At 71.8% G+C, this 22,385-nt stretch carries 26 protein-coding genes and 3 tRNA genes; 6 read left to right on the top strand and 23 right to left on the bottom strand.

All coding sequences use genetic code 11. The annotated features are described in order from the left end of the window. Positions 1 to 71: 71 nt before the first annotated feature. Positions 72 to 257 (top strand): 50S ribosomal protein L28, encoded by a 186-nt coding sequence (gene rpmB, locus RM844_RS24060; protein WP_097233003.1) that lies wholly within the window; start codon positions 72 to 74, stop codon positions 255 to 257. Positions 258 to 449: 192 nt separating this feature from the next. Here the strand turns inward: rpmB and thiD are convergent, their stop codons facing one another. Both thiD and RM844_RS24070 read right to left on the bottom strand, forming a co-directional pair. Beyond that, positions 450 to 1,253, bottom strand: coding sequence for a bifunctional hydroxymethylpyrimidine kinase/phosphomethylpyrimidine kinase (gene thiD / locus RM844_RS24065; protein WP_311669445.1), 804 nt, complete (start codon positions 1,251 to 1,253; stop codon positions 450 to 452). Positions 1,254 to 1,280: 27 nt separating this feature from the next. After that, positions 1,281 to 2,270: a thiamine-phosphate kinase gene (locus RM844_RS24070; RefSeq protein ID WP_311669446.1), complete on the bottom strand. Its 990-nt coding sequence runs from the start codon at positions 2,268 to 2,270 to the stop codon at positions 1,281 to 1,283. 135 nt (positions 2,271 to 2,405) lie between these two features. On the opposite strand from RM844_RS24070, the gene RM844_RS24075 reads away from it, so the two are divergent. Then, positions 2,406 to 2,639 carry an Lrp/AsnC ligand binding domain-containing protein gene (locus tag RM844_RS24075; protein ID WP_311669447.1) on the top strand — a complete coding sequence of 78 codons (234 nt, stop codon included), beginning with the start codon at positions 2,406 to 2,408 and terminating at the stop codon, positions 2,637 to 2,639. 20 nt (positions 2,640 to 2,659) lie between these two features. Then, on the top strand, positions 2,660 to 3,226 hold the full coding sequence (locus tag RM844_RS24080) for a DUF3515 domain-containing protein (RefSeq protein ID WP_311669448.1): 567 nt from the start codon (positions 2,660 to 2,662) through the stop codon (positions 3,224 to 3,226). A 13-nt stretch (positions 3,227 to 3,239) separates the two neighbouring features. On the opposite strand, the gene RM844_RS24085 is transcribed toward RM844_RS24080, so the two are convergent. The 3 genes from RM844_RS24085 to RM844_RS24095 are packed head-to-tail and all read right to left on the bottom strand — an operon-like array spanning position 3,240 to position 6,188. Further along, positions 3,240 to 4,394, bottom strand: a complete 1,155-nt coding sequence (locus RM844_RS24085) for a D-alanine--D-alanine ligase family protein (RefSeq protein ID WP_311669449.1) — start codon at positions 4,392 to 4,394, stop codon at positions 3,240 to 3,242. A 34-nt stretch (positions 4,395 to 4,428) separates the two neighbouring features. Then, positions 4,429 to 5,430 carry an NAD(P)H-dependent glycerol-3-phosphate dehydrogenase gene (locus RM844_RS24090; RefSeq protein WP_311669450.1) on the bottom strand — a complete coding sequence of 334 codons (1,002 nt, stop codon included), beginning with the start codon at positions 5,428 to 5,430 and terminating at the stop codon, positions 4,429 to 4,431. After that, positions 5,427 to 6,188 (bottom strand): lysophospholipid acyltransferase family protein, encoded by a 762-nt coding sequence (locus tag RM844_RS24095; protein WP_311669451.1) that lies wholly within the window; start codon positions 6,186 to 6,188, stop codon positions 5,427 to 5,429. The genes RM844_RS24090 and RM844_RS24095 overlap by 4 nt, the downstream gene beginning before the upstream one ends. A gap of 229 nt (positions 6,189 to 6,417) precedes the next feature. Here RM844_RS24095 and cofC point away from each other — a divergent pair, with 229 nt between their 5' ends. After that, positions 6,418 to 7,149 (top strand): 2-phospho-L-lactate guanylyltransferase, encoded by a 732-nt coding sequence (cofC, locus tag RM844_RS24100; RefSeq protein ID WP_311669452.1) that lies wholly within the window; start codon positions 6,418 to 6,420, stop codon positions 7,147 to 7,149. Here the strand turns inward: cofC and RM844_RS24105 are convergent. The 5 genes from RM844_RS24105 to leuC all read right to left on the bottom strand — a co-directional run bounded on the left by RM844_RS24105 (position 7,121) and on the right by leuC (position 10,723). Next, on the bottom strand, positions 7,121 to 7,324 hold the full coding sequence (locus tag RM844_RS24105; RefSeq protein ID WP_311669453.1) for a hypothetical protein: 204 nt from the start codon (positions 7,322 to 7,324) through the stop codon (positions 7,121 to 7,123). The two genes, cofC and RM844_RS24105, sit on opposite strands and share 29 nt — an antisense overlap. 287 nt (positions 7,325 to 7,611) lie before the next feature. Then, on the bottom strand, positions 7,612 to 8,196 hold the full coding sequence (locus RM844_RS24110) for an HU family DNA-binding protein (RefSeq protein WP_311669454.1): 585 nt from the start codon (positions 8,194 to 8,196) through the stop codon (positions 7,612 to 7,614). 126 nt (positions 8,197 to 8,322) lie between these two features. Further along, complete coding sequence (locus RM844_RS24115) at positions 8,323 to 8,574, bottom strand: SCO5555 family protein (protein ID WP_311669455.1); 252 nt, start codon at positions 8,572 to 8,574, stop codon at positions 8,323 to 8,325. A 125-nt stretch (positions 8,575 to 8,699) separates the two neighbouring features. Then, positions 8,700 to 9,293, bottom strand: a complete 594-nt coding sequence (leuD, locus tag RM844_RS24120; protein WP_311669456.1) for a 3-isopropylmalate dehydratase small subunit — start codon at positions 9,291 to 9,293, stop codon at positions 8,700 to 8,702. 5 nt (positions 9,294 to 9,298) lie between these two features. Beyond that, positions 9,299 to 10,723: a 3-isopropylmalate dehydratase large subunit gene (leuC, locus tag RM844_RS24125; RefSeq protein ID WP_311669457.1), complete on the bottom strand. Its 1,425-nt coding sequence runs from the start codon at positions 10,721 to 10,723 to the stop codon at positions 9,299 to 9,301. A gap of 163 nt (positions 10,724 to 10,886) precedes the next feature. On the opposite strand from leuC, the gene RM844_RS24130 reads away from it, so the two are divergent. Then, a complete protein-coding gene (locus tag RM844_RS24130; RefSeq protein ID WP_311669458.1) occupies positions 10,887 to 11,621 on the top strand; it encodes an IclR family transcriptional regulator in 735 nt (244 codons plus the stop codon). A gap of 25 nt (positions 11,622 to 11,646) precedes the next feature. On the opposite strand, the gene RM844_RS24135 is transcribed toward RM844_RS24130, so the two are convergent. Continuing rightward, the gene (locus RM844_RS24135) at positions 11,647 to 12,150 is read right to left on the bottom strand and encodes a DUF4188 domain-containing protein (protein ID WP_311669459.1); all 504 of its coding nucleotides are present in this window, start codon (positions 12,148 to 12,150) and stop codon (positions 11,647 to 11,649) included. Between the two features lie 147 nt (positions 12,151 to 12,297). On the opposite strand from RM844_RS24135, the gene RM844_RS24140 reads away from it, so the two are divergent. Beyond that, on the top strand, positions 12,298 to 12,945 hold the full coding sequence (locus RM844_RS24140; protein ID WP_311669460.1) for a MerR family transcriptional regulator: 648 nt from the start codon (positions 12,298 to 12,300) through the stop codon (positions 12,943 to 12,945). Between the two features lie 73 nt (positions 12,946 to 13,018). Here the strand turns inward: RM844_RS24140 and RM844_RS24145 are convergent. The 12 genes from RM844_RS24145 to RM844_RS24200 form a co-directional block, all read right to left on the bottom strand. Continuing rightward, a tRNA-Glu gene (locus tag RM844_RS24145) sits at positions 13,019 to 13,091 on the bottom strand. Between the two features lie 24 nt (positions 13,092 to 13,115). Further along, positions 13,116 to 13,188: transfer RNA gene (locus tag RM844_RS24150), tRNA-Glu, on the bottom strand. Between the two features lie 31 nt (positions 13,189 to 13,219). After that, positions 13,220 to 13,291, bottom strand: a tRNA-Gln gene (locus tag RM844_RS24155). Between the two features lie 146 nt (positions 13,292 to 13,437). Continuing rightward, positions 13,438 to 14,913 (bottom strand): glutamate--tRNA ligase, encoded by a 1,476-nt coding sequence (gene gltX / locus RM844_RS24160; protein ID WP_311669461.1) that lies wholly within the window; start codon positions 14,911 to 14,913, stop codon positions 13,438 to 13,440. After that, positions 14,906 to 15,688, bottom strand: a complete 783-nt coding sequence (locus RM844_RS24165; RefSeq protein ID WP_311669462.1) for a fumarylacetoacetate hydrolase family protein — start codon at positions 15,686 to 15,688, stop codon at positions 14,906 to 14,908. The genes gltX and RM844_RS24165 overlap by 8 nt, the downstream gene beginning before the upstream one ends. A 162-nt stretch (positions 15,689 to 15,850) precedes the next feature. After that, positions 15,851 to 16,444, bottom strand: a complete 594-nt coding sequence (locus RM844_RS24170; RefSeq protein ID WP_311669463.1) for a GTP-binding protein — start codon at positions 16,442 to 16,444, stop codon at positions 15,851 to 15,853. Further along, positions 16,425 to 17,093, bottom strand: coding sequence for a DUF742 domain-containing protein (locus RM844_RS24175; protein WP_311669465.1), 669 nt, complete (start codon positions 17,091 to 17,093; stop codon positions 16,425 to 16,427). The genes RM844_RS24170 and RM844_RS24175 overlap by 20 nt, the downstream gene beginning before the upstream one ends. Before the next feature lie 104 nt (positions 17,094 to 17,197). Further along, the gene (locus RM844_RS24180; protein ID WP_062206445.1) at positions 17,198 to 17,611 is read right to left on the bottom strand and encodes a roadblock/LC7 domain-containing protein; all 414 of its coding nucleotides are present in this window, start codon (positions 17,609 to 17,611) and stop codon (positions 17,198 to 17,200) included. A gap of 10 nt (positions 17,612 to 17,621) precedes the next feature. Beyond that, positions 17,622 to 20,603 (bottom strand): nitrate- and nitrite sensing domain-containing protein, encoded by a 2,982-nt coding sequence (locus RM844_RS24185; RefSeq protein WP_311669466.1) that lies wholly within the window; start codon positions 20,601 to 20,603, stop codon positions 17,622 to 17,624. Between the two features lie 297 nt (positions 20,604 to 20,900). Beyond that, positions 20,901 to 21,509 (bottom strand): GTP-binding protein, encoded by a 609-nt coding sequence (locus tag RM844_RS24190; RefSeq protein WP_394814586.1) that lies wholly within the window; start codon positions 21,507 to 21,509, stop codon positions 20,901 to 20,903. Further along, a complete protein-coding gene (locus RM844_RS24195) occupies positions 21,490 to 21,903 on the bottom strand; it encodes a DUF742 domain-containing protein (RefSeq protein ID WP_311669467.1) in 414 nt (137 codons plus the stop codon). Before RM844_RS24195 ends, RM844_RS24190 begins: the two co-directional genes overlap by 20 nt. Before the next feature lie 68 nt (positions 21,904 to 21,971). Then, a complete protein-coding gene (locus RM844_RS24200; protein ID WP_311669468.1) occupies positions 21,972 to 22,385 on the bottom strand; it encodes a roadblock/LC7 domain-containing protein in 414 nt (137 codons plus the stop codon).

A 22,385-nucleotide genomic window follows, 5' to 3' on the forward strand; every position in this document is an offset into this window, starting at 1 on the left:
CCTGGCTTTCCCCGTAAGTTTTGATTGTCTCCCGCGCCTGACGTGGGGCTGACCCGTCTTTGGAGTGACCCGTGGCTGCCAACTGCGATGTCTGCGGCAAGGGGCCGGGCTTCGGCAACAGCATCTCCCACTCGCACCGCCGCACGCCCCGCCGTTGGAACCCCAACATCCAGCGGGTGCGTACGGTGATCGGTGGGACGCCGAAGCGCCTGAACGTCTGCACCTCGTGCATCAAGGCCGGCAAGGTCACGCGCTGACCCGTCGGCGCCCGCGCCGTTAACCGGCCGTTCAAGCCGGCTCACCGTCCCCGGTGGGCCGGCTTTTCGCATGCCCGCACGACACGTGTCCGAGGGCTGACAGCACGCGTGCCCGTGGGTTGACAGCCCGCACGGGGCGGCCCGGACCGCCGGGCGGGCGGCCGCGCGCCGGTCGGCGGCGGCCCGCGCGGCTCAGTCCCGTCGCGCCCGCACGTCCAGGTGCCCGTGGTGGACCGGCCCGATGCCGGCGCCCAGCGGGAAGCCGGCCCGGATCGCCCCGGTCACGTACTCCTTGGCCGCGGCCACCGCCTCGGGCAGCGGGTCACCGTGCGCCAGCCGGGCCGCGACGGCCGAGGCCAGCGTGCAACCCGTGCCGTGGGTATGGCGGTTGTCGTGCCGCGGCGCGCGCAGCCAGTGCGTCTCGGTGCCGTCGGTGAGCAGATCGACCGCGTCCCCCGGCAGGTGGCCGCCCTTGACCAGCACCCAGCGCGGCCCCAGCGCCAGCAACGCCTCGGCCGCCGCCGGCAGGTCGGCCTCGGCCTCGACCCGCACACCGGTGAGCTGTGCCACCTCGGCGAGGTTGGGGGTGACCAGGGTGGCGGTGGGCAGCAGCCGGGCGCGCACCACCTCCAGCGCCTCGGGTGCCAGCAGCGCGTCCCCGTGCTTGGAGACGCCCACCGGGTCGACCACCACCGGCACGTCGACGGTGCCGAGCAAGTCGGCGACGGTCGCGACCAGTTCGGGGCTGGCCAGCATGCCGGTCTTGACCGCCCGCACTCCGATGTCGTCCACCACGGCGCGGAACTGGGCGCGGACCGCCTCGACCGGCAGCTCCCAGAAGCCGCGCACGCCCAGCGAGTTCTGCGCGGTGACGGCGGTGATCACGCTCATGCCGTGGGTGCCGAGGGCCAGCATGGTCTTGAGATCGGCCTGGATGCCCGCGCCACCGCCGGAGTCGGAGCCCGCGACGGTCAGTACGCAAGGAGGTGCCCACATGGTCAGAAGCCTACGGGGCGCCCCGGATCAGCCCGCGAAGTGGTCCCAGCCGCCGGCCTTCTCCCAGGGCGCGCCGTCCACCGTGACCCGGGGCGGGGCCGCCCCGTCGGGGACCGGCGGGGCGCCCCGGCCGCGGCTGGGCAGCACCTCGCCGATCACCCGCCAGCGCGCCGGCAGCTTGGTCTCCGGAGGAAAGGTGGCGACGATGGCGTGGTCCTCGCCGCCGGTGAGCACCCACTGGAGGGGGTCGACGCCGACCGCCTGGCCGATGTCGTTCATCTGGGCCGGCATGTCCAGGGCCGCCGACCTGATGTCGATGCGGACCTTGCTGCCCTGGGCGATGTGCCCGAGGTCGGCGATCAGCCCGTCGCTGACGTCGGTCATCGAGGTGGCGCCCAGCGCGGCGCCGGCCGGCCCGGCCGGGTAGGGCGGCTCGGGGCGGCGGTGCGCCTCCACGAAGGCGCGGGGCGAGCGGAAGCCCCGGGAGAGCACCGCGTGCCCGGCGGCCGACCAGCCCAACCAGCCGGTGACCGCGACCAGGTCGCCCGGCCTGGCGCCCGTCCTGGTGACCGCCTCCCGGCCGCCGAGGTCGCCGAGCGCGGTGATGGAGACGATCACCGTGTCCCCGCGCACCACGTCCCCGCCGGCCACCCCGGCGCCCGCGACCTGGCACTCGTCGCGGATGCCGTCCATCAACTCCACCGGCCAGGTGGCCGGCAGCTCGGCGGGCACCACAAGTCCCAGCAGCACGGCGCTCGGTGTGGCGCCCATGGCGGCGATGTCGGCGAGGTTCTGGGCGGCCGCCTTCCGCCCCACGTCGTAGGCGGTGGACCAGTCGCGGCGGAAGTGGCTGCCCTCGACCAGGATGTCGGTGCTGGCGACCACACGTCGGTCGGGCGCCGCGACCACCGCGGCGTCGTCCCCCGGGCCAAGCCGTACCGCGGGGGTCGCGCTGATCCGGGAAGTCAACTCCCGGATCAGCCCGAACTCCCCGAGCGCCCCCACACTGCCCTTCACTCAAGCTCTCCTCATGCTCTGTGTGCGCCGACCGGTGCCTCGGTCCGCCTGCCCACCCCAGGACCGTCCCTCCCGAGGCGGGTCATGACGCGCTACGGTAGCGCCCCCGCTCCTCGTAGCCGCTGTGGAGGACCCGTGGTACAGGCATACATTCTGATCCAGACCGAGGTGGGCCGGGCGTCCACCGTGGCCGAGACGATCTCCCGGCTGACCGGCGTGATCCAGGCCGACGACGTGACCGGGCCCTATGACGTCATCGTCCGCGCGGAGGCCGAGACGGTGGACTCGCTGGGCCGGCTCGTGGTCGCCGAGGTGCAGCGGGTGCCCGGCATCACCCGCACCCTGACCTGCCCGGTGGTTCATCTGTAGCGCCTCGTTATGCTCGCCGCGTGACCTCCACCGTACGCCGCGCCCTGCCCGCGACCGCCGCCGTCCTGCTCCTGGCCGCCTGCTCGTCGGCCTCGGGCGCCCCGGAGGTCGAGGTGCCCGAGCCGCGGGGCGAGGCGGCCGACGTCTGCCGGGCGCTGGCCGAGGACCTGCCCGAGGTGGTGGACGGGCAGGAGCGCGGGGAGCTGGCCGAGGAGACGCCGTTCGCGGCCGTCTGGGGGTCGCCCGGCATCGTGCTGCGCTGCGGTGTCCCGACCCCGGCCCAACTCGACCCGGCGAGCGACGCCTACGACCCGGTGTACGCCGACGTGGTGGGGGTGAACGAGGTGTCCTGGCTGCTGGAGGAGGAGGCGGACGGCATCCGGTTCACCACCACCGAGCGGACCGTCCCGGTGGAGATGACCGTGCCCGACGCCTACGCCCCGGAGGTCAACCCGCTGTTGGACGTGGCCGAGGCGATCGACCGCCATGTCCCGCTGGACGAGCTGTACCAGCGGGACGAGACCGACGAGACCGACGAGACCAACGAGGACGGGACCGGGGGCGGGGACCCGGGCCACCAGCACTGACCCGGGCGGCGTCCTACCGCAGCCCGGTGGGGCGCCGCAGCGCGGCCTGGATCAGCAGGTCGATCAGCTCCGGGTAGCTCACCCCCGTCGCCTCCCACATCCTCGGGAACATCGAGATGGGGGTGAAGCCCGGCATGGTGTTGATCTCGTTGATGACGAACTCGCCGTCCTCCGTGAGGAAGAAGTCGGCGCGCACCAGGCCCTCGCAGGCGGCGGCCTCGAAGGCCTCGACCGCCAGCCGGCGGACCTCGGCCGTCTGCTCCTCGGTGAGCGGGGCGGGCACCAGACCCTCGGCGGAGTCGATGTACTTGGCCTCGAAGTCGTAGAAGTCGTGGCTGGAGACCGGCGGGATCTCGGCCGGCAGGCTGGCCCGCGGCCCGTCCTCGAACTCCACGACGCCGCACTCGATCTCGCGCCCGACCAGCTGCGCCTCGATCACGACCTTCGGGTCGTGGCGCCGCGCCTCCTCGATGGCGGCCGGCAGCGCCGCGGGCTCGGCGACCCGGGAGATGCCCATCGAGGAGCCGGCCCTGGCCGGCTTCACGAAGACCGGCCAGCCGTGCTCGGCGGCGAAGGCCTCGACCCGGGCGAGCGCCCCGGCCTGGTCGGCGGCCCACTCGCGGGGGCGGATCACCAGGTAGGGGCCGACGGCCAGGCCGAAGGAGGTGAAGATCCGCTTCATGTACTCCTTGTCCATGCCGATCGCCGAGGAGAGCACACCGGCCCCGACGTAGGGCACCCCGGACATCTCCAGCAGGCCCTGGAGGGTGCCGTCCTCGCCGAACGGGCCGTGCAGCAGCGGCAGCACCACGTCCACCCCGCCCAGGTCCTTCGGCACGGAGCCGGGCTCGGTGTAGACCACCTCGCGGCGCTCCGGATCCACCGGCAGCAGCACCCCGCCCTCGCCCGGCTCGGCGATGGCGGCGACGCTCGGCAGGGCGCGGTCGGCGATCGCCATCCGCTCCGGCTCGTCGGCGGTCAGTGCCCAACGCCCCTCCGTGGTGATGCCGATGGGCAGCACGTCGTAGCGGGAGCGGTCGATGGCCCGCAGCACGGCACCGGCGGTCACCACGGAGATGGTGTGCTCCGAGCTGCGGCCGCCGAAGACCACGGCCACGCGCGGCTTGCCGCGCTCGGAAGGGGCGGGGGAAGGGGTCTCGCTGCTCATCACTCTCCGAGATTACCTAACGTGATAGCGGCCGTCAGCGGTGCTCGGCCTTGGCGGTTCGCGACATCAGCTCCTTGACCGCCACCCGCGGCGAGGTGCCCTCGTGGACGATGCCGACGACGGTCTCGGTGATGGGCATCTCGACGCCGTGACGGTGCGCCAGGTCCAGTACGGAGCGGCACGACTTGACGCCCTCGGCGGTCTGCCGGGTGACGGCGATGGTCTCCTCGACGGTCATCCCGCGGCCCAGGTTGGTCCCGAAGGTGTTGTTCCGGGAGAGCGGCGACGAGCAGGTGGCGATCAGGTCGCCCATGCCGGCCAGCCCGGCGAAGGTCTGCGGGTCCGCGCCCATCGCCAGCCCCAGTCGGGAGGTCTCGGCGAGCCCCCTGGTCATCAGCGAGGCCTTGGTGTTGTCGCCCAGGCCCATGCCGTCGGCGATGCCCACGGCCAGCGCGATGACGTTCTTCACGGCGCCGCCCAGCTCGCAGCCGACCACGTCGGTGTTGGTGTAGGGGCGGAAGTACGGCGTGTGGCAGGCCGCCTGGAGGCGGCGGGCGACGGACTCGTCCCGGCAGGCGACCACGGCGGCGGCCGGCTGGCGTTGGGCGATCTCGCCGGCCAGGTTGGGGCCGGAGAGCACGGCGACCCGTTCGGGGCCGACCCCGGCGACCTCCTCGACCACCTCGCTCATCCGCTTGGCCGTGCCCAGCTCCACGCCCTTCATCAGGGAGACCAGCACCGTTTCGGGGGCCAGCGCCCTGGCCCAGCCGGCGAGGTTCTCCCGGAGCGTCTGGGACGGCACGGACAGCACGACGAAGTCGGCGCCCTCGGCGGCCGCCACCGGGTCGGTGGTGGCGGTGACCCCGGCCGGCAGCCGCAGGCCCGGCAGGTAGTCCGGGTTGGTCCGCTCGCCGTTGATGGCGGCGACGATCTCGGCGCGGCGCGCCCAGAGCGTCACCCGGCAGCCGGCGTCGGCCAGGATCATCGCGAAGGCGGTCCCCCAGGAACCGCTGCCGTAGACGGCGACGTGTGTCACTCGGCCTTCTCCTTGTCGGGCTCGCTCGGCTGGACCGGTCGCTCCACCGGGGGCCGGCGGTAGACGAACCGCTGGGCCGGCGGCGGCTCCTCCCGGATCTCGGCGAGCAGCGTGGTGATGGCGTCCATGATGCGGTCCGTCACCTCGCGCAACAGCTCGGCGGTCGGCTCGCGGTCGTAGAACTCCGTGAGGTCCACCGGTTCGCCGGCGGCCACCACCAGTGTCTTACGCGGCAGCAGCCGCACCCGACGCTCCTTGGCGTAGGGCGGCATCGCCCGGTGCGCGCCCCACTGGGCGATCGGGATCACCGGCGCCCGGGTGGCCATGGCGACCCGGGCGGCGCCCGTCTTGCCCTCCATGGGCCACAGGTTCGGGTCCCGGGTGAGGGTGCCCTCCGGGTAGAAGGCGACGCACTCGCCCTCGCGCACCGCGGCCACGGCGGCGCGGTAGGCGTCGGATGCCTCGGACGTCTCGCGGTAGACCGGGATCTGCCGGGCGCCCCGCATGAAGCGGCCGACCAGCCCGTGCTGGAAGAGCGCGTTCTTGGCCAGGAATCTTGGGACCCGACCGGTGTTGTACTGGTAGTGCCCATAGGAGAGCGGATCGAGATACGAGTTGTGATTCACCGCGGTGATGAATCCCCCCTCGGCCGGAATATGGTGCATTCCACGCCAGTCCCGCTTGAAGAAGATCCGCAGCACCGGTTTTACCGAGAATGCTGCGAATCGGTACCAGAAGCCGATTCTGCGGCGAGACACTCCGTCACCATCTCCTCTTGCCCTGTTCCGGCGTGGCCCGCTGCGGACAGCCGCCCGGGGGGTGGCACGCGCCATGGGATCGCCCGTCGCTTCACCGCCGCGTCACCACCGTCACCCGGCACCCTAGTCCGCGCCGGGCCGCCGCACCGCACGGATGTGCGGCCCGGGCGCGCGTCGTCGAGGTGGCCGCGATCGTTCCGGAACGTTCCGATGAGAGGAGAATGATCCGGTGCGTGACTGTGACTGGGCCCTTGTCGTCCCGCTCAAGCCGCTGCGGGCGGCCAAGAGCCGGCTCGCCGGGGCGGTGGGCGACGCCGACCGGCGGGCACTGGCCCTGGCGTTCGCCGAGGACACGGTGGCGGCGGCGCTGCGCTGCCCGGCGGTACGGGATGTGGTGGTTGTCACCAGTGACCCGGAGGCGACGCGGGCGCTGACCGCGCTGGGCGCCGGCGTGGTGCCCGACCGGCCGGACGCCGGGCTGAACGCGGCCCTGGCGCACGGCGCGGCCACCCTCCCCGGCCGGGCGGTGGCCGCGATGAACGCCGACCTGCCGGCGCTGCGGCCGGCGGAGTTGGGCCGGGTGCTGGCGCTGGCGGCCGAGCGGCCGCGGGCGTTCCTGCCGGACGCCGCCGGGGTGGGCACCACGCTGCTGGCGGCTCGGGCCGGCGTGCCGCTGGCGCCGGCCTTCGGCGGCCCGTCCAGGGCGCGCCACCGCGACTCGGGTGCGGTGGAGTTGTCGCCGCCCGGGGTGGCGAGCGTGCGTCGGGACGTGGACACGGTGGCCGACCTGGCCGTCGCGCGAACCCTGGGCGTCGGGCCGCGGACCGCCGCACTGCTCCGCGAACTCCCGTACCTGTCCCGGGCCTTGACACCCCGCCCCGCCGAGCGCCGACCGACCGCCGGCCGTCCGGACGGGCGGCCGGCGCCGGCCGCTAGAACGTCTGGAGCGTCAGGAAGGTGACCCGGCGTTCGGCGCCCTCGCCGCCGACCTCGATCCGGAGCCGCTGCCCCGGCCGGACCAGGCGCAGCCCGCCGGCGTCGAAGGCGGCGGCGTCGAACTCCAGCGGGGTGCCGTCGTCGAGCAGCACGCTGCCCGCGCGGGTCGTCGGATCGAAGGTGTACGCGGTGGCCTGCATGCCACGAGGGTAGAGCCTGGAGGCTCGGGGGGACGTCCGCGGGCTCGCCCCCCACGACCGGCGGGGAACGGGCCGCGCCGGCGACCGCCGGCACGCGCCCCTGACACGACGAACCCCCGGGCCGGGCGGCCGGGGGTGGGTGTCGAGGTCGTCCGGGGCCTGGGGGTCGGCCCGGGTCAGGTCATGTCGGGGCGTCCCGCGGGTCGCGCCCCGGTGGTCGGCGGACAGCTGCGGGCCGGGCTCCGATCCGGGGAGTCCGGCCCGCGGGCAGTCGTGCGGCGAACCCGTCACCTGCGGCGCGAGGTGGCCTTCTTGGCGGTGGTCGCACGGGAGGACGCCCGCTTGGCCGGAGCCTTCTTGGCGGTCGTCTTCTTGGCCGGGGCCTTCTTGGCGGTGGCCTTCTTGGTGGTGGTCTTCTTGGCGGCGGACTTCTTGGCCGTGGTGCTGCGGCTGGTCGTCTTCTTGGCGGCCGAGGTCCGCTTGGCGGTGGCCTTCTTGGCGGCGGCCTTCTTGGTGGCCGCCTTCTTGGCGGTGGTACCGCCGGAGAGGCTGCCCTTGGGGGCCTTCTTCACCGCGACATCGTTCTTCGGGAGCTTCTTCGTCCCGGCGACCAGGTCCTTGAACCCCTGGCCCGCGCGGAACCGGGGCACCGAGGTCTTCTTGACCCGAACCCGCTCGCCGGTCTGCGGGTTGCGCGCGTACCTGGCCGGCCGGTCGACCTTCTCGAACGAGCCGAAGCCGGTGACCGAAACCCGCTCACCCGAGACCACGGAGCGGATGATGGCGTCGAGCACGATATCGACGGCGTCGGCCGCCTGCTGACGACCCCCGAGCTTGTCCGCAATCGCTTCTACGAGTTGCGCCTTGTTCACGTCTTCCCCTTCGCAGGCATTGCTGGAACGAATGTGTTCAAGCTTTTTCGCACGTTAGGCAGATATATTCCGCAAATCAAACGCGAAACGGGCGAATCACCCTTGTGTCGCAACGAACTCGTCCCGTCACGGAGTTCCGTCCCGGCCACCGGTGATGTCCGAGGGCAGTCGCCCCGCCTCCACGTCCGCCATCAGCCGCTCCAGCCGGCGGGCCGCACCGGGCAGATCCTGCTTGGTCGCCGCCGTGATGACCAGCAGCTTCCGGAGCAAGGCCCGCCGTACGTCCTCGGGGACTTGTAGACCACCCACCGTCTGGTGCGCGTCCTTCAGTCGAGCGGCGACGCGGTCGTAGAGTTCGAGTTGACCGTCGCGTTCCATGCGGCCGATTGTGCCACCTTGGGCCGGTTATCGCCCTCTAAGCCCCCCAACGCCCGTGTCGCGCCTGCGATCACGGCTGCGCCCCCGGCGGTCGGACCACCGGGGGCGCGATTGCTGACGCGACGTCAGGCCGCTTGTGTGCGGGGCTTGTAGGCCGGCCGTCCGGCCTCGTAGTCGGCGATGTCGCCCTCGTGCCTGAGGGTCAGTGAGATGTCGTCGAGCCCCTCCAGGAGGCGCCACCTGGCGTTCTCGTCAAGGACGAAATCGGCCTCGATGCCGGGGGCGGTCACCTTGCGGGCGACCAGGTCCACCGTGATCTCACTGGCCGGCTCGCGCTCGACCAGCTCCCACAGCGCGTCCACCGTGGGCTGCGGCAGGACCACCGTCAACAGCCCGTTCTTCAGGGAGTTGCCCCGGAAGATGTCGGCGAAGCGGCTGGAGATCACGGCCTTGAAGCCGTAGTTCTGCAGGGCCCACACGGCGTGCTCGCGGGACGAGCCGGTGCCGAAGTCGGGGCCGGCGACCAGCACCGTGGCATCCCGGTAGGCCTGCTGGTTGAGGACGAACTCGGGGTCCCGGCGCCAGGACTCGAAGAGGCCGTCCTCGAAGCCGTCCCTGGTGACCTTCTTCAGCCAGTGCGCCGGGATGATTTGGTCCGTGTCCACGTTGGAGCGGCGCAGCGGGACGGCCCGGCCGGTGTGGGTGGTGAAAGCTTCCATGCGAGTCAGACCTCCACGGGGGTCGGGGCGTCGGCCAGGTCGGCGGGCGAGGCGAGGCGGCCGGTGACCGCCGTGGCGGCGGCGACCTGCGGGGAGACCAGATGGGTCCGGCCTCCCTTGCCCTGCCGGCCCTCGAAGTTGCGGTTGGAGGTGGAGGCGCAGCGCTCCCCCGGCGAGAGCTGGTCCGGGTTCATGCCCAGGCACATCGAACAGCCGGCGTGCCGCCACTCGGCGCCGGCGGCCGTGAACACCTTGTCCAACCCCTCCTCGACGGCCTGCAGCGCGACCCGGACGGAGCCGGGAACCACCAGCATCCGCACCCCGTCGGCGAGCTGCCGCCCGCGCAACACCTCGGCGGCGGACCGCAGATCCTCGATGCGGCCGTTGGTGCAGGAGCCGACGAAGACCGTGTCGATGGCGATCTCCCGCAGCCGCTGGCCGGCGGTCAGCCCCATGTACTCCAGGGCCTTCTCAGCGGCGAACCGGGCGCTGGGGTCCTCGAACGAGGCGGGCTCCGGAACCGAGTCAGCCAGCGGCGCGCCCTGCCCGGGGTTGGTGCCCCAGGTGACGAACGGGGACAGCTCGGCGCCGTCGATGACCACCTCGTGGTCGAAGACCGCGTCCTCGTCGGTGCGCAGCGTGCGCCAGTAGGCCACCGCCGCGTCCCAGTCCGCGCCCTCGGGGGCGTGGTCCCGGCCCCTGAGGTAGTCGAACGTCGTCTCGTCGGGGGCGATCATGCCGGCGCGGGCCCCCGCCTCGATCGACATGTTGCAGATGGTCATCCGGGCCTCCATGGAGAGCCGCTCGATGGCCTCGCCGCGGTACTCGATGACGTAGCCCTGGCCGCCGCCGGTGCCGATCCTGGCGATGATCGCCAAAATCAGGTCCTTGGCGGTGACGCCGGCCGGCAGCTCGCCGGTGACCGTGACCGCCATGGTCCGGAACGGGGCCAGCGGCAGCGTCTGGGTGGCCAGCACGTGCTCGACCTGGCTGGTGCCGATCCCGAAGGCCAACGCGCCGAAGGCGCCGTGCGTCGAGGTGTGACTGTCCCCACAGACCACCGTGGTACCGGGCTGGGTCAACCCCAGCTGCGGGCCGACCACATGGACCACGCCCTGCTCGGCGTCGCCCAGCGAGTGCAGCCGGACGCCGAACTCCGCGCAGTTCTTGCGGAGGGTCTCCAGCTGGGTCCTGGAGACCGGGTCGGCGATGGGCTTGTCGATGTCCAGCGTCGGGGTGTTGTGGTCCTCGGTGGCGATGGTGAGATCCGTGCGGCGCACCCGACGCCCGCTCTTGCGCAGCCCGTCGAAGGCCTGTGGGCTGGTGACCTCGTGCAGCAGGTGGAGATCGATATAGAGCAGGTCCGGCTCGCCCTCCACCCGTCGGACGACATGGTCGTCCCAGACTTTCTCCGCCAGTGTCCGTCCCATCGCATTCCCTCCGGCTGTGCCGCTGGTCTCACCGTCGCCGACCGCTCCCCGAGCAAGGGCCGATGACCTGCTCGGCGGGCGCCGCCGAGCACCTCACCAAGGGTGGCGCCTATGCCGGGAAATTGGACTTGCGTTTCACACTGTGAGACGCGAATATCGTTGCATGGACAACTCTAGTGGCGACTCCAGCGGAGTGGGCGTACTGGACAAGGCAGCCCTGGTACTGGGCGCCCTGGAGTCCGGACCAGCCACTCTGGCGGGCCTGGTCGGGGCGACCGGGTTGGCCCGGCCGACGGCGCACCGGATGGCGGTCGCCCTCGAATACCACCGGCTGCTGGCCCGGGACATGCAGGGACGGTTCGTCCTCGGGCCGCGGCTGGCCGAGTTGGCCGCTGCGGCCGGCGAGGACCGGCTGCTGGCGACCGCCGGGCCCGTACTGACGCAGCTGCGCGACGTGACCGGGGAGAGCGCCCAGCTCTACCGACGGCAGGGCGACCGGCGGATCTGCGTGGCGGCGGCCGAGCGGCTCTCCGGGCTGCGGGACACCGTGCCCGTGGGCTCCACACTCCCGATGAAGGCCGGCTCCGCCGCGCAGATCCTGCTCGCCTGGGAGGAGCCCGAGCGGCTGCACCACGGCCTGCAGGGCGCCCGCTTCACCGCCACCGCGCTCTCCGGGGTCCGCCGGCGCGGCTGGGCGCAGTCCATCGGCGAGCGGGAGCCGGGCGTCGCCTCCGTCTCGGCGCCGGTACGCGGGCCGTCGAACCGGGTGGTGGCGGCCGTCTCCGTCTCCGGGCCGATCGAGCGGCTCACCCGGCACCCGGGCCGGATGCACGCGCAGGCGCTCCTGGAGGCCGCCGGGCGGCTCACCGAGGCGCTCAAGCGCGGCACCGCCGGCTGAAGCCCCAGGCCGGCGGCGCCCGCCGTCAGCCGTCCGCCGAGGCGCCCCGCGCGGGGCGCAGCCGCTCCGCGAGCCGCTCCCCGCGCGCGCCGGCCGGTATCAGCTCCGTGGCCGCGGCGAGGCCGGACGGCGGCATGTTCCGGTAGATCGCCTCGGCGGAGCCCGCCGGCACCACGAAGGTCTCGTGCCAGAAGCCGATCCGGGAGCCGGCCCTGAGCCGGCGGTTCAACTCGGCCCAGGCCGGGCGGTGCGCCGCGTCCGCCGCCGTGGCGTAGGCCAGCAGCGGCTCGACGCCCGACCAGTACTGCACCACGGTCAACTCCCTGGCGAAGCCGAGGTAGAGCCGGTAGCCCAGCATCCCGCGCGCCCGCTCCCGCGACAGCTCGCGCAGCATCCGCGGCATGGCCAGGAGCACCGGCAGCCACTCGTCGACCCGCCAGAAGCGGGTGATCCGCATCCCCACCAGGAACATCACGATCTCCTCGTCCGCCCGCGCCGTCATGCGCTCCCGGACCACCTTCGCCCCCATCGCGAACCTCCCCTGACCTGCCCACCGGCCCGCCCCGGACGGGCGGCCGGAGCGGGCTCTCGATCCCGCCTGACCATCATTGGATAGCGTCACTATCCATGATTGGATAGTGCCACTCTCCCACCGAGATCGCAAGGGGGTTCGGAGATGCGGCTCGCCGAGTTGAGTCGACGCAGCGGCGTGGCCACGGCGACGATCAAGTTCTACCTGCGGGAGGGCCTGCTGCCGGCCGGGCGCCGGGTCAGCAGCACCCAGGCCGAGTACGACGAGGAACACCTGCGGCGGCTCCAGCTGGTGCGGGCGCTGATCCAGGTCGGCGGGATCTCGGTGGCGGCCGCCCGCGAGGTGCTGACAGCGGTCGACGACTCCTCGGTGGACCAGGTCTCCCGGATGGGCACCGCGGTGGCCGCGCTCCCCCAGCCACTGCCCGGCCCGGCGGCCGACGATCCCGGGGCGGCGACGGCCGACCGGGTGGCGCGGGAGGTGCAGGAACGACTCGGCTGGCGGGTGGTCCCGGAGAATCCGGCCCACCAGGCGCTGGTCTCCGCCATCAGCGCGCTGTTGCGCCTGGGCTACCCCTGCGACGGCGCGGCGCTGCTGCCCTACGGCGAGCTGGCCGGGCGGCTGGCCGAGCACGAGCTGTCGCTGGTCGAGGAGTTCGCCGCGCCCACCACGCAATTGGAGGCGGCCGTCGCGCTGACCGTGCTCTACGAGCCGGTGCTGCTGAGCCTGCGCCGGCTGGCCCAGGCGGAGCAGGCCACCCGTCGGCTGCGGGACGGCATTCCGCCCCGCTGAGGGCCACCGCCGGCCGGCCGGGCAACGCGAAGCGGCCCCCCACCCCTTGGGCGGAAGGCCGCTTTCGATCAAGTACCCCCGACCGGATTCGAACCGGCGCTACTGCCTTGAGAGGGCAGCGTGCTAGGCCGCTACACAACGGGGGCCCCAGCTAGATCCCTGAGGATCCGTACCCCCGACCGGATTCGAACCGGCGCTACTGCCTTGAGAGGGCAGCGTGCTAGGCCGCTACACAACGGGGGCTTGATCTCGCGAGAAGACCCGCAGGATCACGCTGGGCTACCAGGACTCGAACCTAGACTAACTGAACCAGAATCAGTCGTGCTGCCAATTACACCATAGCCCACCAAACCGCAACCCCGAACCGGGGTTTTGCTTGGGTGACCGCTGTTGTTCGGGGTGTTGAGCCCCTCAGCGGCAGAAAGAACATTACCCGATGGGGGACGGTGCACCAAAACGGGATCCGCCCCGCGGGCCCCGCCCCCCGTCGGACTACCCCGCGAGGCGGGCCAGCGCGGCGTCCACCCGGGTCAGGGTGCGCTCCCGGCCCAGGGTCTCCAGCGACTCGAAGAGCGGCAGCCCCACCGTCCGTCCGGTGACCGCCACCCGCAGCGGCGCCTGGGCCTTGCCCAGCTTCAGCCCGTGCGCCGCACCGGCGGCCAGCACGGCCTCCTTGAGCGGCTCGGCGGTCCAGGAGGGCAGCTCGGCCAGGCCCTTCCTGATCTCGGTCAGCACGGCGTCCGCGCCCGGCTTCATCGCCTTGTTCCAGGACGCCTCGTCGAAGACCGGCTCCGGCAGGAAGAGGAAGTCCACGTTGGCGGTGATCTCGGAGAGCACCGTCACCCGGGTCTGCGCCAGCGGCGCCAGCGCCGCGAAGGCCGCCGGGTCGTAGTCCTCCGGCCGCCAGGGCGCGTGCGGGGCGCGCAGCCACGGCTGGCACGCCTCGGCGAACTGCTCGGCCGTGAGCCGCTCCCTGATGTGCGTGGCGTTGATCGCCTCGCACTTCTTGAGGTCGAAGCGCGCCGGGTTGGCGTTCACCGCGCCGATGTCGAACGCCGCGACCAGCTCGTCGAGACCGAAGACGTCCCGGTCCTCGGCCAGCGACCAGCCCAGCAGGGCCAGGTAGTTGAGCAGACCCTCCGGCAGGAAGCCGGCCTCCCGGTAGAGGTTGAGCGAGGACTGCGGGTCCCGCTTGGAGAGCTTCTTGTTCCCCTCCCCCATCACATAGGGCAGGTGGCCGAAGGCGGGCACCAGACCGGGGCCCACGCCGATGTCGGCCAGCGCCCGGTAGAGCGCGATCTGGCGGGGCGTGGAGGAGAGCAGGTCCTCGCCGCGCAGCACGTGGGTGATGCCCATCAGGGCGTCGTCCACCGGGTTGACCAGCGTGTACAGCGGGGCGCCGTTGGCTCGGACGATGCCGTAGTCGGTGACGTTCTCCGCCGCGAAGGTCAGCTCGCCGCGGACCAGGTCGGTGAAGGTGATCGTGGTGTCCGGCATCCGGAAGCGCTGAATCGGCTCCCGGCCCTCGGCCCGGTACGCCGCGACCTGCGCCTCGCTCAGCTCGCGGCAGGCGCCGTCGTAGCCGGAGGGGCGGCCGGCCTCTCGGGCGGCCTCGCGGCGGGCCGCCAGCTCGTCCGGGGTGCAGTAGCAGTAGTAGGCGTGCCCCGCGGCCAGCAGCTTCTCGGCCACCTCGGCGTAGGTCGCCATCCGCTCCGACTGGCGGTAGGGCTGGTGCGGGCCGCCCACCTCGGGGCCCTCGTCCCAGTCCAGGCCGAGCCAGCGCAGCGAGTCCAGCAGCGCCTGGTAGGACTCCTCGGAGTCCCGGGCCGCGTCGGTGTCCTCGATCCGCAGCACCAGGGTGCCGCCGTGGTGACGGGCGAACGCCCAGTTGAACAGGGCGGTGCGGACCAGGCCGACATGGGGGTTGCCGGTGGGCGAGGGACAGAACCGGACGCGGACCTCAGTCACGGCGCACCACCTTGTTGGTCAGGGTGCCGATGCCCTCGATGCTCACGGCGACCTCGTCGCCCACGTGCACCGGGCCCACGCCGGCCGGGGTTCCGGTGAGAATGACGTCCTGCGGCAGCAGGGTCATCGACTCCGTGATGTGCACAATCAGATCCTCCACCGAGCGCACCATCTCGCTGGTGCGCCCCAACTGTCGCTGCTCGCCGTTGACCGTGCACATGATGGCCAGGTCCTTCGGGTCGAGCTCGGTCTCAATCCAGGGGCCCAGCGGGCAGGAGTTGTCGAAGCCCTTCGCCCTGGCCCACTGCTTCTCGCGCTGCTGGACGTCGCGCGCGGTCAGGTCGTTGGCGCAGGTGTAGCCGAGGATCACCTCGTGCGCGCGCTCCCTGGGGACGTCGCGGCACAGCCGTCCGATGACCACGGCCAGCTCGGCCTCGTGGTGCACGTCCTCGGAGATCGACGGGTAGCGGATCTCGTCACCGGAGCCGATGACCGAGGTGGAGGGCTTGAAGAAGGCGACGGGCACCTCGGGCACCTCGTTGCCCAGCTCCCGCGCGTGCTCGGCGTAGTTGCGGCCGATGGCCACCACCTTGCTGGGCAGCACCGGGGGCAGCAGTCTGACCTTGTCCAGCGGCACCCGGTGTCCGGAGCGTTCGAACTCCGCGAATGGGTGGCCCTTGATGATGTCGAGCTGGAGCCCACCGTCGTCGGTGGGCTCCCCCTCCACCACACCGAAGCCGACGGTGCCGTCGATGGAGAATCTGGCGATGCGCACGCGGGTAGTCCCTCACTGGCCTTCGAAGCGGCGAACCCTTGCTGAGCCCGGAAACTTGCGGGCCCCAGCCTAGGACACCCCGGCGTGCGGAAAGGACCGCGCCTCCCGAACCGCGCGTTCGGGAGGCAGGGAGGACGGAACGTGAGGATAAAAGGGGGTGGGTCAGCGCAGGCGGGCCATCAGGGCGTGCTCGACGAGGGTGATCAGACCGCTCTTCGCCTCCGCGCGCTGCCGCGCGTCCGTGGTGATGATCGGCGCGTCAGGACCGATCTGCAACGCCTCCCGCACCTCCTCCGGCGAGTACGGCTGATGCCCGTCGAACCCGTTCAACGCGATCACGAACGGCAGACCACTGTTCTCGAAGTAGTCAACCGCCGGGAAACAGTCCGCCAACCGCCGCGTGTCCACCAACACGATCGCCCCGATCGCACCCCGCACCAGGTCATCCCACATAAACCAGAAACGATCCTGACCCGGCGTACCGAACAGGTACAGAATCAGATCCTGATCCAACGTGATACGACCGAAGTCCATCGCCACCGTCGTGGTGGTCTTGTTCCCCGTGTGCGTCAGATCATCGATCCCCGCCGACGCCGACGTCATCACCGCCTCGGTCCGCAGCGGATTGATCTCCGAAACCGACCCCACAAACGTGGTCTTACCCACGCCGAAACCACCCGCGATCACGATCTTCGCTGACGTGGTCGAACGGGACGGCGCGGTAAGACCCGCCTCGTTAGAGCTTGCGAAGTCCACTGAGCACCCTTTCGAGCAGTGTCACATCTGGCTGACCGCCGGGCTCCCCGTCATGACCCGGCTGATGGATAGCGACGAGCCCGGCCTCGGCCAGGTCGGCCACCAGAATCCGGGCCACCCCGAGGGGAATGGCGAGCAACGCGGAGACCTCGGCGACGGACTTCACCTCGTAGCACAGCTGGCAGATCCGCTGGTGCTCGGGCAGCTGCCCCTGCAGCCGCATCGGATCCGCGGTGGTGCTCACCAGGGCCTCGATGGCCAGCTGGTAACGCGGCCTGGTCCGCCCCCCGGTCATCGCGTAAGGACGCACCAGGGGTTGTGGCGCCTCGCCCTCCGGCGAACGGCGCCGGTTGCCGGCGCGGGGCGCCGACCAGTCGTCGGCCGAGGCCGCGACCGTGGGCTCGGCGCGGCGCCGGGCGCCGGCCGGAGTGGGGGGCACGCCGCCGGACGGGGCGGCGGATGGCTCGTCCCGGCGCGGCGGGTGCGGGTGGGCGGGAGGCTGGGCTTCCGGGTGGCGCCGTGGCTCCGGCGCCGGCCGGTGCTGGCCGCCGCTGGGCGCGGAGGGGAAGTTGAAGCGCCCCAGAGGCCCGCCGTCGTGCGGCTGCCCTGGGTACTCGTCACCGTATGGTCCGCCTGAGGGCGTTGCCACAATTCCTCCTCCGACTGCCTTCGCTGTCCACGGGTACCGCGTTCATCGCCGACCCACGTCCTCGCACCCTATGGTGCACGACCCCAATCCGCACACAGAGCCCGCTAGTTGAGCAGACTTCCCTGGAGTTCCGCACGCAGATCGGGCGTCAGGACCGTACCGGCACGATCCACCAGCAACGCCATCTCGTAACCCACCAACCCGATGTCGGCCTCCGGATGCGCCAACACCGCCAACGACGAACCATCGGAGATGGACATGATGAACAGGAACCCCCGCTCCATCTCCACCACCGTCTGATTCACCGCACCACCCTCGAAGATCCGCGACGCACCAGCCGTCAACGACGTCAGCCCGGAAGCCACCGCCGCCAACTGGTCAGCACGATCCCGCGGAAACCCCTCGGACAACGCCAGAAGAAGACCATCGGCGGACACCACCACCGTGTGCGACACCCCTGGGGTGTTCTCCACGAAGCTGGTGATCAACCAGTTGAGGTTCTGCGCCGCCTGGCTCATCGGGCTCACACTAACGCTCCTGCTCGTAGGTGTGACCGGGACCTGGGCCCGGTTCGTCGTTCTGCGCGCCCCGGCCCGAGCCGGCGCCGCGTCCTTGCTGTACCCCGCGGCGCAGACTGCTCAGCCGGCCGCGGACATCCTGGGGGTCGCGGGAGACCTGCGGTCCGCCGGGAGCGGACTCGGAGGGTGCGTGTTCCGTCAGGTTGGCTTTGGGCACCCGCTTCGGGAGCCCGGCGGACGTGGTGCCGTCGGTGCGCTCCTCGCGGCGCGGCCCGCGTTCCCAGCGCGGTGCCTGGGCCTCGGGGCCCTGCCCCTGGCCGTGTGCCGGTTCCTCCTCGGGCCGCTGGTGACGTGGTACACGACGGGGAAGCCCCTGGTCGCTCGCCGGGCCGCCCTCGGTCTGGACCGGGCCCGACCCAGGGAAGCCTACGCGCTGCGCGCTGTTCCCGGGACCATCGTGGCCGGAATCCGCAGCTGTCGAGAACGCGTCGAAGCGGGGGGCCGCGGGCTCGGGCGCGGGCTGTTGGTACTGGTCCGGCCAGTATTGGCCATCCGCCGCCGGTGCGCCGATGGGGTCGGCCGCGGCCGGCTGGCCCGGCTGCCACTGCGCCGGCACGGCGGCATGCGCCGGTTGGCCGGGGTGCGCCGGTTGGCCGGGGTGTGCCGGTTGGCCGGGGTGCGCCGGGGCGACCGCCGGCCAGTCGCCGGCCGCCGGCGGCAGTGGCGCGGTGTCGACGGGCGGCTGGCCCGGGTGCGCGCCCGGGGCCGGCTCGGTGCCCGGCACCCGGCCGACCGGCGCGAAGTCCGCGTACCGCGAGTCGTCGAAGCCGAGTTCGGCGGCGGTCCGCAGACCGGCCTCGCGCTCGGCCGCGGAGATGCCGCCGGCCTCCTCCGTCATGATCCGGGAGACGGTGAACCGTTCCTCCGTGTCGGGGCGCTGGCCACCGCCGCCGTGGGTGATGGCCTCGGGGAGCATGACCAGGGAGGTGGTGCCCGACTGCTCGCCTGAGGGCCGCAGTTGGACCCGGATGCCGTGTCGGGCGGCCAACCGGCCGACCACGAACAGGCCCATCCGCTGCGAGATGGCGGCGTCCACGGCCGGCGGGGCGGCCAGCCGGCGGTTGATCTCGGTGAAGCCCTCCTGGCCCAGACCGACGCCCTTGTCGTGAATCTCGATCATCACCCGGCCGTCCGGCAGCCGGGTCGCGGTGACCCGGACCTTGGCGTGCGGGGAGGAGAAGCTGGTGGCGTTCTCCAGCAGCTCGGCCAGCAGGTGCACCAGGTCGTTGACGACCCCGCCGTGGATCTCGCACTCGGGGACGCCGGTGGTCTCGATCCGGTTGTAGTCCTCCACCTCGGAGGCCGCGGCGCGCAGCACGTCCACCAGTGGCACCGGCTGGTTCCAGCGGTGCTCCAGCTCCTCCCCGGCCAGCACCAGGAGGTTCTCGCCGTTCCGCCGCATGCGGGTCGCCAGGTGGTCCAGCTTGAAGAGGTTGGCCAGCTGCTCCGGATCGGCCTCGCGGGACTCCAGCTCGGAGATCAGCGACAGCTGCCGTTCGATCAGGCCCTGGTTGCGGCTGGAGAGGTTGGTGAAGATCGCGTTGACGTTCCCCCGCAGCAGGGCCTGTTCGGCGGCCAGCCGGACGGCCTCCCGGTGCACCTGGTCGAACGCGCGGGCGACCTCGCCGATCTCGTCCCGGCTGGAGATGGGGATGGGTGTGACGGCGGTGTCGACCTGGCCGGGGTTGGCCTGCGAGAGCTGGTCGACCACGGCGGGCAGCGCCCGGCCGGCGACCTCGAAGGCGGCGGTGCGCAGTCGGCGCATGTCCCGGCTCATCGCGCGGGCCATCAGCCCGGCCACCACGAAGGCCAGCAGCAGGGCGGCCAGCACGGCGAGCGAGTTGAGCACCATCTCGTTGCGGGCGGACGAGGCCAGCTCGCCCGCCTCGGTCACCGCCTGGTCGACCAGCTCCTGTTCGACGGCGCGGTAGCCGTCGAACTCGGCGGTCGCCGCGGCGAACCAGACGTCCGGGGTGAGGCCCTGCTCGGCCAGCTCCTCGGCGCTCTGCCCGGAGCCGAGCAGCTGGACCAGGGAGAGCAGGCTGCTGCGCTCCTCCGACTCCCCGGCCAGCGCCGAGTCGGCCGCGTCCGAGAGCCGGCGTTCCAGGTACTCCATGTCCTCGGCCGAGCCGGTCGAGGCGTACTCGGCCTTGGCGATCTCCTCCAGGTAGGCGTAGGAGTTGAACGCGGTGAGCTGCACCTGGTGGGCTTCCGCCTCGGGCCCGGGGTCGAGCAGCAGCCGGGTGCCGATGGCCCGTTGCAGCGAGCTGGCGGCCTTGCCGAGGGAGAGGGCGTAGACCGCCCGCCCGCTGGTTTCTAGCCCGTCGACGCCGAGGCCCAGCTCGTTGGCGAAGGACATCAGCGGGTGCTGGATGGTGACGTAGCTCTCCTCCGTCTGCACCCCGACCAGCTGGTCCGTGTAGGCCCGCTCGCGCAGCTCCTCCAGCTGCCACTCGGCGGCCTCGACCTGCTCCATCCGGTGCAGCAGGCCCTCGGTGTGCGGGGTGTCCGCCCAGCGCGCGTGGAACTCCGCGCGCGCCGCGTCGGTGACCCGGCGGGCCTCGCCGACCACCGAGGCCTCGCGGTTGCCCTCCAGCAGCGGTGCGGCGCTGACGTCGCGTTCGTCGATCAGCGCGTGGCTGTAGGCCGTGGAGGCGCGCACCAGTTCGGCGACCCGCTCGGCGTCCTGGGCCTCCTGCCAGGTGCGCAGCGAGTCGTTGACCCGCAGCCCCGCGACCACCAGGGCGACCAGCACCGGGATCAGCAGGATCGCGTTGAGCTTGGTGGCGACACGCCAGTTGCGCGGCGCGAACCGGGAGCCGGGCGCGCTCACCGCCACCGGCACGCCAACCGGCTCGGCCTCGCCCGGTGGGACGGGCCGAGGGTGTTCGGGGTCCCCCGCTGGGGAGGGGGTCGCGCTGCTGCGGCTCACCGCTATCTCACCTCTCGACAGGGAAAGCCGACCGACGACCGGCTGCCGTGACTGTGGAGTCGTGCGATTCCAGCACGCCGAGGGGCGAGTTTCCAATCCCCCTGGTCGTCAGCTTCCTGCCGAGACGAGCCACCCAAATCCGACAATCCCCCACGAGGGGGGTGTTTGCCGGCGAAGCCGCGCGCGGAGTGAGACGGCCCGCTCGCCACGCGTAGACATTCCGGCGGCCGAGCATCCGCCGAATCGTTACCAACTCCCGGCGGGCGCCGGCCCGGCGGCACCGGGCCGCCGTGCCGCTCAGTGCAGCCGCGCGAGCAGGGCGTGCTCGACGAGGGTGATCAGACCGCTCTTCGCCTCCGCGCGCTGCCGCGCGTCCGTGGTGATGATCGGCGCGTCAGGACCGATCTGCAACGCCTCCCGCACCTCCTCCGGCGAGTACGGCTGATGCCCGTCGAACCCGTTCAACGCGATCACGAACGGCAGACCACTGTTCTCGAAGTAGTCAACCGCCGGGAAACAGTCCGCCAACCGCCGCGTGTCCACCAACACGATCGCCCCGATCGCACCCCGCACCAGGTCATCCCACATAAACCAGAAACGATCCTGACCCGGCGTACCGAACAGGTACAGAATCAGATCCTGATCCAACGTGATACGACCGAAGTCCATCGCCACCGTCGTGGTGGTCTTGTTCCCCGTGTGCGTCAGATCATCGATCCCCGCCGACGCCGACGTCATCACCGCCTCGGTCCGCAGCGGATTGATCTCCGAAACCGACCCCACAAACGTGGTCTTACCCACGCCGAAACCACCAGCCACCACGATCTTCGCCGAGGTCGTGGCCGTCGGCGTCGGAGACGTCCCCTGGCCCGGGTGGCCGAATCCGTCAGAGCTTCCGAAGTCCACTGAGCACCCTTTCCAGCAGTGTCACGTCTGGCTGACCGCCGGGCTCTCCGTCATGACCCGGCTGATGGATAGCGACAAATCCGGCCTCGGCCAGGTCGGCCACCAGAATCCGGGCCACCCCGAGGGGAATGGCGACCAGCGCGGAGACCTCGGCGACGGACTTCACCTCAAGGCAGAGCTGGCAGATCCGCTGGTGCTCCGGGAGCAGCCCCTGCAACTGCACGGGGTCCGCGGTGGTGCTCACCAGCGCCTCGATCGCCAGCTGGTAACGCGGCTTCGTCCGGCCGCCGGTCATGGCGTAGGGACGTACCAGCGGCTGGTCGCCCTCGTCGTCATAGGACCCGTAGTTGTGCGAGGCACCGTACGAGCCCTGCGAGGGCGGCGGGGTGTTCATGGCTCCTCCGAGCTAAACATGAGGTTCGACGTGGCGGACGGGTGTGCTCATGTGGGGGGAGCGGGACGTCAGTTCAGAAGGCTGCCTTGAAGCTCGGCGCGCAGATCGGGCGTCAGCACGGTGCCGGCGCGGTCCACCAGCAACGCCATCTCGTAACCCACCAACCCGATGTCGGCCTCCGGATGCGCCAACACCGCCAACGACGAACCATCGGAGATGGACATGATGAACAGGAACCCCCGCTCCATCTCCACCACCGTCTGATTCACCGCACCACCCTCGAAGATCCGCGACGCACCAGCCGTCAACGACGTCAGCCCGGAAGCCACCGCCGCCAACTGGTCAGCACGATCCCGCGGAAACCCCTCGGACAACGCCAGAAGAAGACCATCGGCGGACACCACCACCGTGTGCGACACCCCCGGGGTGTTCTCCACGAAACTGGTGATCAACCAGTTGAGGTTCCGCGCCGCCTGGCTCAT

It is taken from the genome of Streptomyces chisholmiae, from assembly GCF_031845445.1.
Lineage (GTDB): Bacteria > Actinomycetota > Actinomycetes > Streptomycetales > Streptomycetaceae > Streptomyces > Streptomyces chisholmiae.

Excerpts from the sequence above, each read along its gene's own strand:
- thiD (WP_311669445.1), bottom strand. The coding sequence starts at position 1,253 with ATGTGGGCACCTCCTTGCGTACTGACCGTCGCGGGCTCCGACTCCGGC.
- RM844_RS24085 (WP_311669449.1), bottom strand. The coding sequence starts at position 4,394 with ATGAGCAGCGAGACCCCTTCCCCCGCCCCTTCCGAGCGCGGCAAGCCG.
- RM844_RS24105 (WP_311669453.1), bottom strand. The coding sequence starts at position 7,324 with ATGCAGGCCACCGCGTACACCTTCGATCCGACGACCCGCGCGGGCAGC.
- RM844_RS24115 (WP_311669455.1), bottom strand. The coding sequence starts at position 8,574 with ATGGAACGCGACGGTCAACTCGAACTCTACGACCGCGTCGCCGCTCGA.
- leuD (WP_311669456.1), bottom strand. The coding sequence starts at position 9,293 with ATGGAAGCTTTCACCACCCACACCGGCCGGGCCGTCCCGCTGCGCCGC.
- leuC (WP_311669457.1), bottom strand. The coding sequence starts at position 10,723 with ATGGGACGGACACTGGCGGAGAAAGTCTGGGACGACCATGTCGTCCGA.
- RM844_RS24130 (WP_311669458.1), top strand. The coding sequence starts at position 10,887 with ATGGACAACTCTAGTGGCGACTCCAGCGGAGTGGGCGTACTGGACAAG.
- RM844_RS24135 (WP_311669459.1), bottom strand. The coding sequence starts at position 12,150 with ATGGGGGCGAAGGTGGTCCGGGAGCGCATGACGGCGCGGGCGGACGAG.
- RM844_RS24140 (WP_311669460.1), top strand. The coding sequence starts at position 12,298 with ATGCGGCTCGCCGAGTTGAGTCGACGCAGCGGCGTGGCCACGGCGACG.
- RM844_RS24180 (WP_062206445.1), bottom strand. The coding sequence starts at position 17,611 with ATGAGCCAGGCGGCGCAGAACCTCAACTGGTTGATCACCAGCTTCGTG.
- RM844_RS24195 (WP_311669467.1), bottom strand. The coding sequence starts at position 21,903 with ATGAACACCCCGCCGCCCTCGCAGGGCTCGTACGGTGCCTCGCACAAC.
- RM844_RS24200 (WP_311669468.1), bottom strand. The coding sequence starts at position 22,385 with ATGAGCCAGGCGGCGCGGAACCTCAACTGGTTGATCACCAGTTTCGTG.